Genomic DNA, 16,036 nt, shown 5'->3' with positions numbered 1-16,036 from the left:
GTGTTGTGTCAGGCATTAGCGGCTTGGGACATTTATGGCGGTGCGAATTCATTCGCACACATAAACGGGGAATCAATGTAGGTGCTCATACGTTCGCACAAAATGTTTGTCAAAAATGTGCGAATGAATTCGCACCTACAGTTTTTGAGTATTTGCTTATGGAATTTCTGAAAAAATACAGCTTCTCCCGCTTCATGCTGGTGATGGGCCTGCTGTTCATCTATGTGCCCATGCTGGTGCTGGTGATCTACTCCTTCAATGCTTCGCGGCTGGTGACGGTATGGGGCGGCTGGTCGACCAAATGGTACGCCGGCCTGCTCGACAACAAGCAGCTGATGGGCTCGGTACTGCGTTCGCTGGAAATCGCCAGCTACACCGCCATTGCCGCCACCGCGCTGGGCACGCTGGCCGCGCTGGTGCTGACCCGCATCAAGCATTTCCGCGGGCGCACGTTGTTTGGCGGGCTGGTTACCGCACCGCTGGTCATGCCCGAGGTGATCACCGGCCTGTCATTGTTGCTGCTGTTTGTCGCCATGGCCCAGCTGATCGGCTGGCCGATGGAGCGTGGCGTCATCACCATCTGGATTGCCCACACCACCTTCAGCACCGCCTATGTGGCGGTGATTGTGGCGGCGCGCCTGCGCGAGCTGGACCGCTCCATGGAAGAGGCGGCGATGGATCTGGGCGCACGCCCCTGGCAGGTATTCTTCCTGATCACCGTACCCATGATAGTGCCCTCGCTGGCGGCGGGCTTCATGATGGCGTTTGCCCTGTCGCTGGACGACCTGGTACTGGCCAGCTTCGTCTCCGGGCCGGGCTCCACCACCTTGCCGATGGAGATCTTCTCTGCCGTGCGTCTTGGCGTGAAACCGGAAATCAACGCCGTGGCCAGCCTGATCCTGCTGGTGGTGTCGCTGGCCACCTTTCTGGTCTGGTTCTTTACCCGCAACAAGGAAGAGAAACGGCGCAGGTCAAGCAAACAGATCGAAGCGCTGGAACGGGCCAGTGCCGCCGTGCGGCTCGGACCCTGAACGCAACAAGGAGGCCGCTGGCCTCCTTGTTTTATTGACGGTGCGGGTGCAGCAACAAAACTGTTCAGTCAACCTGCTGTAAACACGGCATCCAGGCTCTCGGCAAACAGTATCCGCTCGGTCCACAGGTCCAGTTCGGCTTCGCTGGCTTGTTGCAGTTTTTGGCTGATGGCATCCGGCAGCTGCCCAAATTTCAGCTGCAGCTGTTTGCCAAGGGTTTTGGCCTGGCCTTTGACTTGGCCTTCGGCACGTCCTTCCTCGCGTCCTTCCTCCAGCCCCTCCCGTTTCCATTGTTCAAACCAGGTATCAACTCGATCGCTCAACATGGGCGGTATCTCCTGCAGCCGGTTGGCTGCTGTAAAATCTATTGTTATGCGGTGGGCATGCAGGTAACGCTTGAACCAGCGGGTCAGTATGCGATCAACACGCTCCCTGTCCTTGTGACTCCTGACGCCCTCGGCCAGTTGCACAGCTACCCGTTGCATATCCTCTGCGGTCATGGCGTTTTCCACATTAAACACCAGCTGCAACAGGTTGTCATTGCCGGGCTGTGGCTGATCCGGGCTGTGGCGGACATCCAGCAGGTAATAACCCTGGCGTGGCTGGTAATAGTGCAAAAATTCCGGCACCGGCTGCACCATCGCCTGCATGTCGCGGGCGGCAGTCCAGCCGCGCTCACCGTTGTACAACACCACCGGAAATACCGCCGGCAGGTTGTGATTGCTGAACTTTTTTTCTTTCAGTAACTGATGATAAAACGACGCGCTGTAATGCAGCATGCGCAGCGCCATGGTTGCGTCTACCGTGGACTGGAACTCCAGCAGAATATACAGATACAGCCTTGGTCCGCCGGGTTCCCGAAAGCGCAATGACCAGACCGCGTCTTCGATTTTCTCGTCAAACAGCGGCGTGATGTAGTGGCCGGGATGGCTTTGCAGGCTGGAATAGTCCAGCAGACTGCTGATCTGGTGTGGAATGAAGCCATCCAGCAGCGCCTCGACAAACTCGGGGTGACTGAACAGCTCCTTGTAGCCGGTATCGTGTGTACGGCTCATGCGGCTCCCTCCCTGGGTGTGGCAATCCTTGTGCTGGCAATCTAGCCGCTTTTGCCGCGCGTGTATAGCCGCATTTTGCAAGCCGCCACAATTCGGCGTGCATTCGGTCCCTGTGCCCGCCCCGTTAGTCCGCCTGCATGCTTCCTGTAGTGTCCAGCGTGAAGAAGCAGGACACGAGGAGGTCAGTCTTGCCGGCTCTTGCGCTTGCGAATGGCGCTGCGAACCAGTGCGGCAAAGATACCGAGCATGCCGCCCAGTGCTACGCCAACGGCGACGATCAGGGTTTTCTTGGGCTTGATGGGAGCCAGCGATTGCGTAGCCAGCTGGTCAGTCTGCACGAGACGTAGCTGGTCAAGGTTCAGGCTGATGTTTTTCAGGCGGGCAATTTCGCGCCGCTTCTCTGCCAGCTCGTCAAGAAACAGATCTTCGTTGTCACGGTTTTTCAGGATTTCAATTTGCCGGTTGTGTTCCAGCAGTTTGAGTTCTTGCAGAATTTCCACAATACGGCTACTGGTGAAGTCGTCGCTCTCTCGGGCCAGCAAAATATCTTTCTCGGCTTGCAGGGCGTCGGTACCCATAAAGTAAAGCGGAAGCTGCTGGTTGTTGACCTCGGTCTTGATCACACTGCCAGAAACCCGTGCTTCGGAGACGCCCAGGCCGGATGGCGTGCTGGGCTTCTTGATGCCGAGTGATGCGGCAATACCAATTGCCTCGTCGAGCTGTTTGATACGGTTGGCACGCTTGATGGTCAGGGTTTGACGAATGGCTTCCAGCTCATCTTTCAGCTTCAGCTCCTTCAGTCGATCGCTTTCGGTGAGCTGCGCAATCTTGGCTTCTTTCTCAGTGGTATAACCCGTGCGTAGTTCTGTCAGCTGCTTGTTGATGGTTTCCAGCCGGTTCTTGATCACGATTTCGAGGTCGGATTCCAGCCTGCCGCGCTCGGTATCAATGGCATGCCGTACCAGCTTGTTGACAATGCCTGATCCATCCAGACCACCCGGATATTCAAGCTGCAATCCTACAAACTTGCTGAAGCCATCGCTTTTTTTGGCATCCGGCTGGAGTAACCTGACGTTTTTGTTCAGAGCTTCGAAATTCTGCTCCAATGTTCGGTTGTCGTGGATTAACGGGCCAAACAGTTCGAGGTTGCTACGGAAAAAATCAAAGCGCACATCATAGGACTCCAGCGCGGCACCGACCCGGTTCAGCGCCTCGTCCGGGCTTAGTTTGTACACTTTACTGCTATTGAGCTCGTCAAGATCCTTGATTTGTGCGGGCCTGAGAATACTGGTGGCTTGGTAGACAGGTGTAGCCAGCAGCGCGTAGACCAGTGCGGCCAGAGTTACAACAGCGCCGACGATGACGACCAGAACTTTTTCGCGCCAGATATCCTGGGCCAGCTCGAACAGATCGATTTCATCATCATGAATGGCAGGTTGTGTCGGGGCGGGTTGGTTCATGTAGGGCTCCATGCGACTACAGCTCATAAAGGCACAGCACTCTACCTTAAAACAAGAAGAATTCCCATCTGTACAAAACACCTCTCGCTGGCAAGGAGGGTTGTTTTTGAAAGCGTAGTTATGTGAAGTTCATCGCAAAATAGAAAAATAATTGGCAGGGCTGAACGCGTATTTTTATAACTGTTTTCGGCGTAAAACACAGTAATCGGTCATGGAGTGCAAGGAAAATGATAGTTGCCCGGAGCTGGAAGCACAGGCTGTGCGAAATGTATTGAACACTACGTAAATGCTTTTTTTGCGAGCCGGCTTGCGCAAAGCTGCACGATTCTTTCGGGATTATGATATTTGCTGTGCCTAGCTGTGCGGTGATCCTTGACAGAGGGCGATAGGCTTGCTCTGGGTGGGGCTGTGAGTTGTATTTAGATAACCAGAATGGTGGATTGGTTTCCCCTCTTTTCAGGCAGATTTTGTTTTTGGAGTGTGTTCGAACCCTATGAAAATTCAGGATTTATGACGCGCTAATCTTATTGCGCCATCAAGAATGGCTTGGTACCCTCCCGCCCAAATTTCTATACCTGCTAACGGGAGGGGGCGGCATGCCTTCTTGGAAGAAAAAAATATCCTTTGGGTTGGGGGCTTTGTTGCTTTCGGCAACCATGGCAGCTCAAGCGGCTCCTTCGACCGAGTTCAAGGTGGCCAAGACGATTCCGTCGCCCTATCCAACCAGCCTGCCGGCTGGTGAAGTGACGCGCTTCAGTATTGCCCTGACCAATGGCCATACAGACGGACAGCCGATCACCGATGTGAGCTTCACCGATACCTTTCCGGCCGGCGTGGTGCTGGTTGCGGCCAGTGCCGAGTGCAAGCAGGGCAACAATGCTGCAGTGCCTTTGGCGGTCGGCGGTAGCCTGAATGACACGGCTTTCAGCGTGAGTGGCGTGACCATCCCGGGGCGTGCAGACGGCCTCGATGGCGAGTGTGTGTTCAATCTGGATGTAACTGCCCGCACGGCGATGGAGAACGTCGAGAACAGCATTGGCGCAAACACAGTCAGCGGGACCCATACCAGCGGAGCCGTGACAAACGCAGTCGGTAGCAGCCAGACGGTGACCTTCACTGCGCCCAAGCCGCCTAGTGTGAGCAAATCGTTCTCACCCAGCACGGTGAGCAATACCCAGACCAGCATCCTGAAGCTGACAGTCACAAACCCCTCCACCATTCGGCCGCTGGAGGTGACCAGCCTGAAAGACAGCCTGCCAGCCGGCCTGTCGGTTGCCAGCCCGCTTGATATCACCTCAACTTGTACGACGGGCGGAACGCCGCTGGCCACCACCGGTCTGGCCGTCGGGCAGACTGTAGTCACCCTGGGGGCGGGTAGGGTCGCTGCCGGTGGCAACTGCTCCGTGAGTTTCAGGGTCAAAGCGGACATCGATAACCTTGGCCTGACGAGCACCTTGACCAATACCATTGCGCCGGCCGATCTGGCCAGTGACAGCCTGCTCACGCCGACTGGAGGCTCGGCCAACCTGAAGGTGGATACGCCCTTCGTGGTGAGCAAGAGCTTCAGCCCGACCAATGTCGCCGCGAACCAGCCGGCGACGCTGACGGTGACACTGAAAAATAACGCCAGTGAGGAGCTGACGCTGGGGGCGCTGACGGACTTTATCGACGGCGGCACGGCGCAAAGTGCTGCCAACATGTCGATCAATTTGGTTACGCCTGGTGCGGGCTGCAGCCTGAACGGGCTGGCTGGTAGCGACAACCAGCTGTCGTTCAACAGCGGTACGCTGGCAGCAGGCAGTACCTGCACCCTGACGGTGAACTACACGCCAAAGCTGGCAACTGATGTCGAGCAAAAGGCGTTCACCAACACCATTGGCCAAAGTGGCATTCCCGCCAGGCGTCCGAGCGATGACCCGGTTGTGCATGCAAAGACTGACAGCACAGTCACCGTACGTAACAGCTTCACTGCCAGCAAGCAAGGCTCGACCACCAGCGTCGCACCCGGTGGATTGATCAAATACACCATGACACTGAACAACTGGCGCACAACGTCTGAAGTGCTCAGTGTCACCGATACCCTGGATACCCGCCTGAGCTTGTACAGCGCAGCGGGCTATGAGCCTGCGGTCACCGGTACGGGGTGCAGCTTGGCTGACAGCTCATTCGCTGCGCCAAACGCCAATTTCAAAGTGAACATGCCAGCGGCCAATACCAATGCTGCAGTCTGTACCCTGACTTTCTGGACCCAGGTTGACAAGAACGCTGACCTGACAACACCGATCAAGAACAAGGTGCTGGCCAACCAGATCTGCCTTCAGGGCGACAGCAGCATCTGTGCGCACAGCGATACCAACGAGCATTCATTTGCAGTGGTCGCACCGCTAAGCGTGTCGAAAAGCTTCGATGCTGCGAGCAAGCCCGAGGGCGAGCCGGCCACCGTCACCCTGACGCTGAGCAACTATGCCGACAAGCCGCTGACCAATGTCAGCCTGAAGGACGTGCTGCCGACGGGCACGACCGGCGCACAGCTGGAGCTGGCTAGTCCGGTACAGCAAAGCTCGACCTGTGGCGGCAGCATCAGCTTCACCACTGAAGCAGGCGCGCCTGTGGTCAATCTGACCGGTGCCAGCGTGCCGGCCCGTCAAGGCCCGGGTACCGGCAATGCCGGCAGCTGTACCCTGAAGTTCCGTGTATTGGGTGAGCTGGGCACATACAACAACACAGTGGCAGCTGCAGATGTGACTGGGACGCAGAACCTGTGGGATGGCTCGCCCCAGCCTGTTACGGCCCAGCAGGATGCCAGTGCGAATGTTGCCTTCACCGCAGTGCTGTCCGGCAGCAAGTCCTTTGCACCCAACAAGGTGAGTGATGGTGGCCGCAGCACCCTGACCCTGCGCCTGACCAATGCCAAGGACGCCGCCCTGACCGGCGTTGCGGTAACCGACAACCTGCCGGCAGGTATGGTGGTGGCCTCGCCGGCCAATGCCTACAGCACCTGTGATGGTGCGGTGTCGCTCAATGCCGCTCCGGGCGCCAGTGTGGTCGGTCTGAGCGGTGCGCGCATTGCCGCCAAGTCGAGCTGTGCGCTGGTGGTTGATGTGATTGCCAACGGCAGCGGCCCCTGGATCAACACTGTGCCGGGCAAGCAGCTGACGGCTGATGGCGGCGTGGTCGGCTCGCAGGATTTCTCCAGGCAACTGGATGGCCAGGGCAGTGGCAGCGGCATCGCAATCACCGCCCAGCATGCCAAGGGTACTCTGTCCGCCCCCGGCGCTACCACCCGGCTCAAGCTGACCTTTACCAACAACAGTGGTGAGCCGGTGACCGACATGTCGCTGGACGCCTTCTTCCGCGCTGCCGGCTTGTCCACGGGTGAGTTGACCGGCGAGCGCATTGCCGCCTTCCCCAATGTGGTGACCACCTGTACGGGGGCCGTGGTTGAGGCACCTGCCGATTCCACTGGTTTCTCTTTCAGTGGTGCCAGTCTGCCCGCCGGTGCCACCTGCGAGCTGGAGCTGAACGTCACCATGGACAAGTCCGACAGCGTGCAGTTTACCGTGCCTGTTGGCGGGATCAGCACGGCGCAGGGCGTGGGTAACGGCTCGGCCGCACAAACCGGGCTTTCTGCCGGCAGCAGCCTGGGCCTGTCCAAGGAGTTCAGCCCGACCGTAGTGGCACCGGGCCAGAGCAGCCGGCTGAAGATCACCCTGCTCAACTCCACCGATCAGCCGGTGCGCGACCTTGCGCTGGTGGACAATTTCCCGGCCGGCATGGTCATGGCGGCAACGCCACGGCTGGTCAACACCTGTGCCGGCACCGTTACGCTGACGCCGACAGCGACCAATCCCGGAAAGCTGGAGCTATCCGGTGGCACCCTGCCGGCCGGTAGCAGCAGTGCGCCGGCGACCTGCAGCATCGAGGTCGATGTGCAGGTGGTCAGTGAGGGCGAATACGTCAACAGCCTGCCTGCCGGCAGCCTGACCGGTAAAACTGACGAGGGGGATGTCAACAACCCCGAACCCGGCGAAGGCACCCTGGTGGTCAAGCATCCGGTCGAGATTCACAAGGCGTTCGACAACCAGACTCTGGATACCGCAGTCAGCGGTGACTTCGGCATGAGCACCGGCACCCTGACCCGTGCGGCCGGCACACCGTTCGACCTGACCATCGCTCTGAAAAACCCCAACACCCTTGCCCTGACCGGTGTGACCCTGGTTGACCAGTTGCCGGACGGCTTGACCGTGGCACCGACGCCAAACGTCCGCAACACCTGTACGGCAACGGTTTCGGCACCCGCTTCCGGTCGCCTGCTGAGCATCACCAACGGCACCCTTGCGGCGAACAGCCTGTGCAAAGTGACCGTGTCGGTGCTGAGTAACAGCGTCGGCAGCTATATCAATGACATCGGTCGTGGCAGCCTGAGCAGCTCGGAAGGCGTCAGCAACGATGTGCCGACCTCGGCGCAGGTGGTAATCACCACGCCGCCGGGCATCAGCAAGCAGTTCGAGCCGCCGATGATCAAGTCGGGTGACACGTCTCGCCTGACCATCCGTATCGACAACCCCAATGCGGCAGCCTTTACCTTGACCAGTGCGCTGGTCGATACCCTGCCGACCGTACCTGGCCCGGTGACGGTTGCCAATCCGGCCAATATTGGTGGCAGCTGTCATACCGGCAGCAACATTACTGCCAACCCAGGAGCGGGTACTGTCACGCTGGCCAACGGTACTTCCGTTGCTGCCGGCGGTTGCACCATCGAGGTGGATGTCACCGCCACTGCGGCCGGTGTGCACACCAACGAAATTCCGCGCGGTGCGCTGCAAACCAGTATCGGCAACAACCCCGACCCGGCGACCGCCACTCTGACGGTCAGCAACCTTGGCTATATCAGTGGCCGGGTGTTCGTCGACAATGACGGCGACGGCCGCTTCGGCTCCGGCGACAGTCCGCTGCCGGGTTCTACCATCAGCCTGCATGCCGGTAACAGTTGTGCGGCACCCTTGGTGAGCTTCAGTAACGGCGAGCGCAACCCGCAGCAGAGCGGTGCTGGTGGCGATTACCTGTTCACCGAACTGCCAGCGGGTATCTACAGCGTCTGCCAGAACGGTCAGCCGGCCGGCACCCTGAACGCGCTGCCAACCCCCGGCGCGCAGGGCGGTGGCCAGTCGGAGAACCCGGCGGGCGGTGGCAGCCAGATCACTTCGATCACCCTGACAGACACCTCGGGTGATGTTTCATCCTCTGCCAATAACGACTTCCCCGAGGTCAAACCGGGCAGCATCAGTGGTTCGGTGTTCCTTGACCTGGACAATAATGGTCTGCGCGACGGCAGCGACAGTGGTCTGTCTGGTGTGACCATCCAGCTGGTCGAGATCGACGCCTCTGGCAATGAAGTGCCGGGCGGTGTGAGCAAGGAAGTCACCACCAATAGCAACGGCGACTACCGTTTCGACGATCTGCCGCCGGGCCGTTACAAGGTCATCGAACCGACCCAGCCGACCGGTACCAGCAACGGTAAAACCACGGCGGGCAGCCTTGGTGGCACGGCCTCGGATGTCACCGAGCCGATCAGCAATATCGCCGACATCGTGCTGGGTTCCGGGCAGCAGTCGACCGGCAACAACTTTGCCGAGCAGACCAGCAACCGCACCATCACCGGCAAGGTGTTCCTTGATCTGAACGACAACGAAGCCGTTGACAGTGGCGAAAAGGGCATCGGTGGCCAGACCATCACCCTGAGCGGTACCGACAACAACGGTAACCCGGTCAGCGATACGGCAATCACTGACAGTGCAGGTAACTTCACCTTTACCGGTCTGCCGCCGGGCAACTACAGCCTGACGCAAAGTAATGGCCAGCCACTTGGCACTTTGCCGGGCGGGACCGTTGCGGGAAGTGCCGGTGGTACGCCGAGCGACCGCACGGTGGCCAACAGCGTGATCAGTGGTATTGACCTGACGACCGAAGAATTCTCGCTGGATAACCTGTTTGCCGAGATACCGGTACCTGATCTGGTAATTGCCAAGACTCATGAGCCAGAAAACTTCCTGGCGGCTAGTACGGGTGAGTACATCATCACTGTCGGCAATATCGGCCAGGGTAATACTGATGGCAGCGAAATTACTGTGCTTGATGACTTGCCAGCGGGCCTGACGCCCAAGGCTGTACAGGGCCCGACTGGCTGGAACTGCTCAATCACTGGCCAGCGTGTCAGCTGCACCACCAGCAATGTGATTCCAGCCAATACGGCGCTGGCCACGTCCAGCATCAAGTTCATCATTGCGGTGGAAATTGATGGTGGCTTGGGCGATACCCAGCGCACCAACGTTGCCACTATCGAGGGCGGCGGTGAGCAGGACCCGGAAAAAGGCAACAACCGCGCCGAAGATCCGACCGATATCAGCCGTGCGCTGGCCAGCATTGAGGGCAATGTCTGGTTCGATAGCGATCATGATCGTGTCTTCAAAAACAGTGGTGGCCAGTCTGGCTGGATTGTCGAGCTATTGGACAGAAACGGTGTGTTGGTTGATGAAGTCATCACGAATGCTGACGGTAGTTATCGCTTTAGTGATGTGACACCAGATCGTGGGTACGAAATCCGCTTCCGTCATCCGCAAACCGGTACCATCTTCGGCCGACCTGTGCCGAACGAATCGGCGAACGATTATGACCAGAATGTTGCAAGCCCATCCAACCCCGGTGGTGCAGATACCTCGGGCGGTACGTTGAAGGGCATTACTGTGGTGGCGGGTAGCAACATTACCCAGCAGAGCCTGCCGCTGGACCCGGCCGGTGTCATTTATGACGCCGTTAGCCGTGAGCCAGTGGGAGGTGCTGAGGTCACCATCAGTGGCCCGTCTGGCTTCACGGCCAGCGATGTGCTGGGCGGCTCGCTTAGCCAGATGACGGGTGATGACGGCTTTTACCAGTTCCTGCTGCTGAATTCGGCACCTGCGGGCACATACAGTTTAATGATCAATGCCCCGGCAGGATATCGCCCGGGCGAGTCTGTGTTGATTCCTGTGTGTGATGCAACGCTGTCAGTAGGGGCAACTCCCGATCCGGCTTTGGTGCAGAGCAGTGACCAAGCGCCGGTTGAGGGTACGCCAAGCCATGAAAACGATCCTGCGGCTTGCTCGTCGAGCAGTGCCGGATTGACTGGAGGAGCTGGTACGACCCAGTACTACTTTAGCTTCTATTTTGATGGTAACTCGGCGAACCTGGTTAACAACCACATCCCGCTGGACCCGGTTTTGGGTGGTGCAATCATCATGACCAAGAGTACCCCCAAGGTGAACGTGGTGCGCGGCGAGATGGTGCCCTATGTGCTGACTGCGACTAACACCTTGGCCCATAGGCTGTTGGAGGTGGCGGTAGAAGACCAAATTCCACCTGGCTTCAAGTACGTCAAGGGCTCGTCCCAGATTGACAGCCTGCCCAACGAGCCGGTGGTCAATGGCCGTCACCTGAAGTGGAGCAATCTGACCCTTAATCCGGGCCAGAAGCTGACCTTCAAGATGCTGCTGGTGGTTGGTACCGGCGTTGGCTACAACGAGTACGTCAACCAGACCTGGGCGATTAACGAGGTGGCCAACAGCCGTATCTCCAACGTGGCAACCGCCACCGTGCGGGTGGTGGCCGACCCGACCTTCGAATGCTCGGACCTGATCGGTACCGTCTATGACGACAAGAACCGTAACGGCTACCAGGACAAAGGCGAGCCGGGCCTGCCGGGTGTGCGCGTGGCCACGCCGAAAGGCTGGCTGGTGACCACCGACAACCACGGCCGTTACCACATTGCCTGTGCCGATGTGCCCAATGAAATGCGTGGCGGCAACTTCATCGTCAAGGTGGACGAGCGCACGCTGCCAAGCGGCTACCGTGTCGTCACCGAGAACCCGCGTGTGGTGCGCCTGAGCCAGGGCCGTCTGGTCAAGGCCAACTTCGGTGCCAGCATTCACCGCGTGGTACGCCTGGACCTGACGCCGGATGCCTTTGATGGCAAAGAGCTCAAGCCGGGTTACCAGGAGCAGATGGGTACCGTAATGCAGGCCCTGCATGCCGAGCCGTCCATTCTGCGCATTGCTTACCGCTTGCCGGTGGGTGAAAAGCCAAAAGAAGCCCGCGAGCGCATCAAGTCGGTGACCAAGTGGGTGAAGAAAAACTGGGAACCGCAGGAATGCTGTTATGACCTGCAGCTGGAGGAAGAAATCGTGCCGGCGATCGATAGCGTGGAGGTGGTGCGATGAGCGTGCGCAAGTATCTGGCCAGTAGCGTAACCGTACTGGCCCTGAGCCCGCTGGCCAGCGCAGTGGCGCTGGCCGCCGACCAGTGTGAAAAAGGCGAGGGCTGCCGCCTTAAAGGTGCCCGTGGTGCCATGCACGACGAGTCGCTGTTGCAGCGTCGCCCCTTTACCCCGGGCGGCCTGCCCGCCATTCCACACAACGCCGAGCGCGAGCTGCCACGGGAAAAGCTTATCCTGTGGCAGGTGGAAGGCCCGCTGGGTCAGCGCGATCAGCTGCTTAATGTGGATGAGGAAACCATCGACACCATCAAGCTCAGTGATGGCCTGCCGGTGGTGCGCTTTGCCTCCGGCCGTTCGGAAATCGCCCGCAGCGACAGCGACACCTTGGCCGAGCTGATGCAGCGCCTCAAGGACAAGCGCAACCTGCGTGTGCGTTTTGTCGGCCATACCGACCCGCAGCACCTGTCGGCGCGTACCCGCGCCATCTATGAAGACAACTACGGGCTGGGTCTGCAGCGGGCTACAGAGGTGGCGGCAATTTTTGCCGAAAGCCTCAACCTCAGGCCCGAGCAGATCAGCCTGGACAGCCGCGGTCCCAACGAGCCGCTGATGGCCGGCAACAGTGCCGAAGCCTGGGCGCTCAACCGCCGGGTCGAGGTCGAGCTGTGGTACGACGAGTCGCTGGTCAGCACCCCCGAGAGCCCTTACGAGTGTGCCGCCGGTGAAGTGGCCGGTCAGGATGTGCAGCCGTTCATGCTCAGCATCGACGGCCAGCCGCAGGGCGGGCAGGGTGCCGGCAGTGCCGATACCCAGCGCTGTGTCGACGTGGCGCTGGCCCGTGACCTGCTGCAGGTGCAGTACGACAACCTGTCCACCAAGCCGCGCCTGAACGTGGTCAGCGATGCCCGCGTGGCGCGTCTGGAGCAGCCGCTGAATTTCCGTGGCTACAGCAACTACATGCACTGGATCGAGCGTGGCGAGATTCGCATTCTGGGCAAGAAGGGCCGTTTCGGCAGCCCCAAACTGCTGGAAACCGTCGAGCTGGACGAGTTTTTGCAGGGCGAGTGGACGCCGTCTGCCGGCCTGCCGGATCGCGTGTTCTACCAGCTGCGCGTATATGACGAGAAGGGCCGTTTTGACGAAACCCATCCGCAGGCCATCGAGGTGGCCCGTGGCCAGCGTGAAGCCGCCGAGGAAGACGAGCGCGAAGACAACCTGATCGCCGGTTACGGCGGCAACCGTCTGGCCCGTCACAATATTCCGGTGGCCGGTGGTACCGTGACCGTCAACGGCAAGCAGGTGCGTGATGACCAGCATGTGTTTGTGCTCGGCCGTCCGGTGCCGGTGGACCTGAATGGCAGCTTTGCCAATGCCCAGATCATTCCGCGTGGTGTGCATACCGTCGAGGTGGCAGTGCTGGATGATGAAGGCAAGGGCCGCATCTACCGCCGTGACCTGCGCCTGCCGTCGCAGGACTGGTTCACCGTTGCCATTGCCGACTTCACCGTGGGCAAGCAGAAGACCACCGGCCCGGCCCGTCTGGTAACCGGCGAGAAGCGTTATTACGATGACAGCTTCTATTCCGATGGCCGTCTGGCGTTCTACAGCAAGGGCGTGATCAACGACAAGTACACCGTGACAGCCAGCGCCGACACCGGTGAAGAGCCGGTCAAGAGCCTGTTCAGCAACTTCAACGACAAGGACCCGCGCGAGTTCCTGCGTCGTATGGACAACGAAGCGGACAAGGGCTGGACCACCTTTGGTGACGACTCGACCATGATCGAGGACGCCCCGACCCGCGGCAAGTTCTACGCGCGGATCGAGGACGAGAAATCCCATGCGATGTGGGGCAACTTCCGCCAGCAAACCCGTGATACCGATCTGGCACAGATCGACCGCAGCCTGTACGGTGCCCAGGGCCGTTACCGCAGTGACGAGTTCACCAGCTTTGGCGAACGCCGCCTGCAGGTGGAAGGCTTTGTCGCCGAGCCCGGCACCCTGTCGGCCCGTGAGGACTTCCGTGGTACCGGTGGTTCGCTGTATTACCTGCGCCACCAGGATATTACCGTCGGCAGTGAGCGGGTACGCATCGAGGTACGCGACAAGGACTCCGGTCTGGTCATCCACAGCCAGGACCTGATGTCCGGGCTGGATTACGAGGTCAACTCGATTCAGGGCCGCATCATTCTGAGCCAGCCGCTGTCGTCCACGGCAGATGGCAGCGGGCTGATCCGCTCCGGTGGCAGCCTGTCCGGCCATCCGGCCTATCTGGTGGTGGGCTATGAATACTCGCCAGGCATGGACAAGACCAACGACATGGCGCTGGGTGGCCGGGTGGCTTACTGGGCCAATGACAGCGTGCGTGTGGGCGTGACCGGCAGCGAGCAGGAGCAAACCGGCCTGAAAACCCAGCAGCTGGTGGGTGGCGACGTGATTCTGCGTCACAGCGACAGCACTTGGCTGAAACTGGAAAGCGCCCAGACCAAGGGTGATGCCTTTGACCAGCGCTTCTCCTTCGACGGCGGTTTCGGTTTTGGCGAGTACGGGGTCAGCAAGAATTCCCGTGCCCGTGCCAACCGTATCGAGACGGCGTTTGACCTGAGCGATGCCATTGATGACGCCAGCGGGCGCGGTACCCTCTATTACGAGAAGCGCGAGGCCGGTTTTACCGCGCCGGGCCGTCTGACCGATCTGGATACCACCCAGGTGGGCGGTAGCTACACCACGGAAGTTGGCGAGCGCACCGAGCTGACCGTCAAGGGCGACAGCATCGACGAGGACGGCGGCAACTCGCGCCGCGCAGTCGAGGCCAACCTGGCCTATGATCTGAGCGAAGCCTGGCGCCTGTACGGAGGCGTGCGCAATGACCGTATCCGCTATGGCAGCCGTTACCAGAACCTGTATACCGGTACCTACGCCGGTTACGACCGGGCCGACCGTGACGAAGGCAGCCGCACCGATGTGTTCGCACAGGCCCATTATCTGGGCGCGGATGCCTGGTCGCTGTACGGCTTTGTGCAGGGCACCGTCAACCGCAACGACAGCCGCCAGGCCAACAACCGTGTCGGCATCGGCGGTGACGTGCGCGTGAGCGAGCGTACCACCCTGAACGGCGAGGTTTCCGGCGGTAACCTGGGCGTGGGAGCCACGGCGGGCGTCAACTATGACAAGTCCGAGCGTACCAACTACTACCTGAACTACCAGCTGGACAGCGACCGTGCCGACAACGGTCTGGGTAGCCGCAGCGGTTTTGACAGTGGCCGTGCCGGGCAGGCGGTGGCCGGTGCCCGCTCGCGCTGGACCGACAGCGTCAGCGTGTACACCGAGCAACGCTTCCAGCACGGTGATCAGGCCGGCGTGATCCAGGGCTATGGTCTGGATTTTGCGCCGAACGAGCGCTGGAGCTACGGTATCACCGCTGAAGTTGGCAGCTTCAACAACAACAGCGACTACCAGCTCAAGCGTCGCGCCTATGGCGGCAAGATCAGCTACAGCCATGGCGATATCCGCTATGCCAGCCGTCTCGAATATCGCAAGGACAAGAGCGAAGTGCAGGACCTGTCGGTGTGGCTGATGCGCAACAACCTCAGCTACCAGATCAACCCGGACTGGCGTTTGCTGACCCGTCTGGACTTCTCGGTGGGTGACTCCAGCCGTGGCAGCTACTACGACGGTGACTTTGTCGAGGCTTCGGTGGGCTATGCCTACCGTCCGGTGATGCACGACCGGCTCAACATGCTGATCAAGTACACCTATCTGGCCGATCTGCCGCCACCGGATCAGGTATCGACCGCCACGGGTCAGAACATCGACTACGCCCAGCGTAGCCACCTGTTCGCGATTGACGGCATCTACGACCTGACCGAGCGCTGGAGCGTGGGCGGCAAGTACGCCTACCGCCATGGCCAGCTGCGCATGAGCCGTGACAGCTCGGCCAAGTGGTTCAACAGCCGTGGTCAGTTGTATGCAGCGCGTGTCGACTGGCACGTGGTCAAGAAGTGGGACCTGATGGTCGAGGCCCGCCGCCGCAAGGAGTCGCTGGCACAGGACAGCAAGGACGGTGCGCTGGTGGGTGTGTATCGCCACTTCGGCAACCACTTCAAGATGGGTGTCGGTTACAACTTCAGTGACTTCAGCGATGACCTGACCGATCTGTCGTACCGTAGCCGTGGCTGGTTCATCAACGCCATCGGCAAGTACTGATACCGCTGCCAGGGCCCTGCAATTGCAGGGCCCTTTGCT

General features: G+C 59.8%; 5 protein-coding genes. 3 read left to right on the top strand and 2 right to left on the bottom strand.

The features are described from left to right. Positions 1 to 167 precede the first annotated feature (167 nt). Positions 168 to 1,031, top strand: coding sequence for an ABC transporter permease subunit (locus AR306_RS08040; RefSeq protein ID WP_101497292.1), 864 nt, complete (start codon positions 168 to 170; stop codon positions 1,029 to 1,031). A gap of 68 nt (positions 1,032 to 1,099) precedes the next feature. On the opposite strand, the gene AR306_RS08035 is transcribed toward AR306_RS08040, so the two are convergent. After that, positions 1,100 to 2,086: an Rpn family recombination-promoting nuclease/putative transposase gene (locus AR306_RS08035; RefSeq protein ID WP_101497062.1), complete on the bottom strand. Its 987-nt coding sequence runs from the start codon at positions 2,084 to 2,086 to the stop codon at positions 1,100 to 1,102. Between the two features lie 182 nt (positions 2,087 to 2,268). After that, a complete protein-coding gene (locus AR306_RS08030; RefSeq protein ID WP_101497061.1) occupies positions 2,269 to 3,546 on the bottom strand; it encodes a Wzz/FepE/Etk N-terminal domain-containing protein in 1,278 nt (425 codons plus the stop codon). Between the two features lie 596 nt (positions 3,547 to 4,142). Between AR306_RS08030 and AR306_RS08025 the strand changes: the two genes are divergently transcribed. Both AR306_RS08025 and AR306_RS08020 read left to right on the top strand, forming a co-directional pair. Beyond that, positions 4,143 to 11,798: a DUF7933 domain-containing protein gene (locus tag AR306_RS08025; protein ID WP_101497060.1), complete on the top strand. Its 7,656-nt coding sequence runs from the start codon at positions 4,143 to 4,145 to the stop codon at positions 11,796 to 11,798. Further along, positions 11,795 to 15,997, top strand: coding sequence for an OmpA family protein (locus AR306_RS08020; RefSeq protein ID WP_101497059.1), 4,203 nt, complete (start codon positions 11,795 to 11,797; stop codon positions 15,995 to 15,997). The genes AR306_RS08025 and AR306_RS08020 overlap by 4 nt, the downstream gene beginning before the upstream one ends. Positions 15,998 to 16,036: the final 39 nt, after the last annotated feature.

The organism is Thiopseudomonas denitrificans, assembly GCF_002866065.1.
In the GTDB taxonomy this organism is placed as follows: Bacteria; Pseudomonadota; Gammaproteobacteria; order Pseudomonadales; family Pseudomonadaceae; genus Thiopseudomonas; species Thiopseudomonas denitrificans.
This window is presented reverse-complemented; position numbering and strand designations above follow the sequence as displayed.

Coding starts and splice junctions, on each gene's coding strand:
- AR306_RS08035 (WP_101497062.1), bottom strand. CDS start 2,086: ATGAGCCGTACACACGATACCGGCTACAAGGAGCTGTTCAGTCACCCC.
- AR306_RS08030 (WP_101497061.1), bottom strand. CDS start 3,546: ATGAACCAACCCGCCCCGACACAACCTGCCATTCATGATGATGAAATC.
- AR306_RS08025 (WP_101497060.1), top strand. CDS start 4,143: ATGCCTTCTTGGAAGAAAAAAATATCCTTTGGGTTGGGGGCTTTGTTG.
- AR306_RS08020 (WP_101497059.1), top strand. CDS start 11,795: ATGAGCGTGCGCAAGTATCTGGCCAGTAGCGTAACCGTACTGGCCCTG.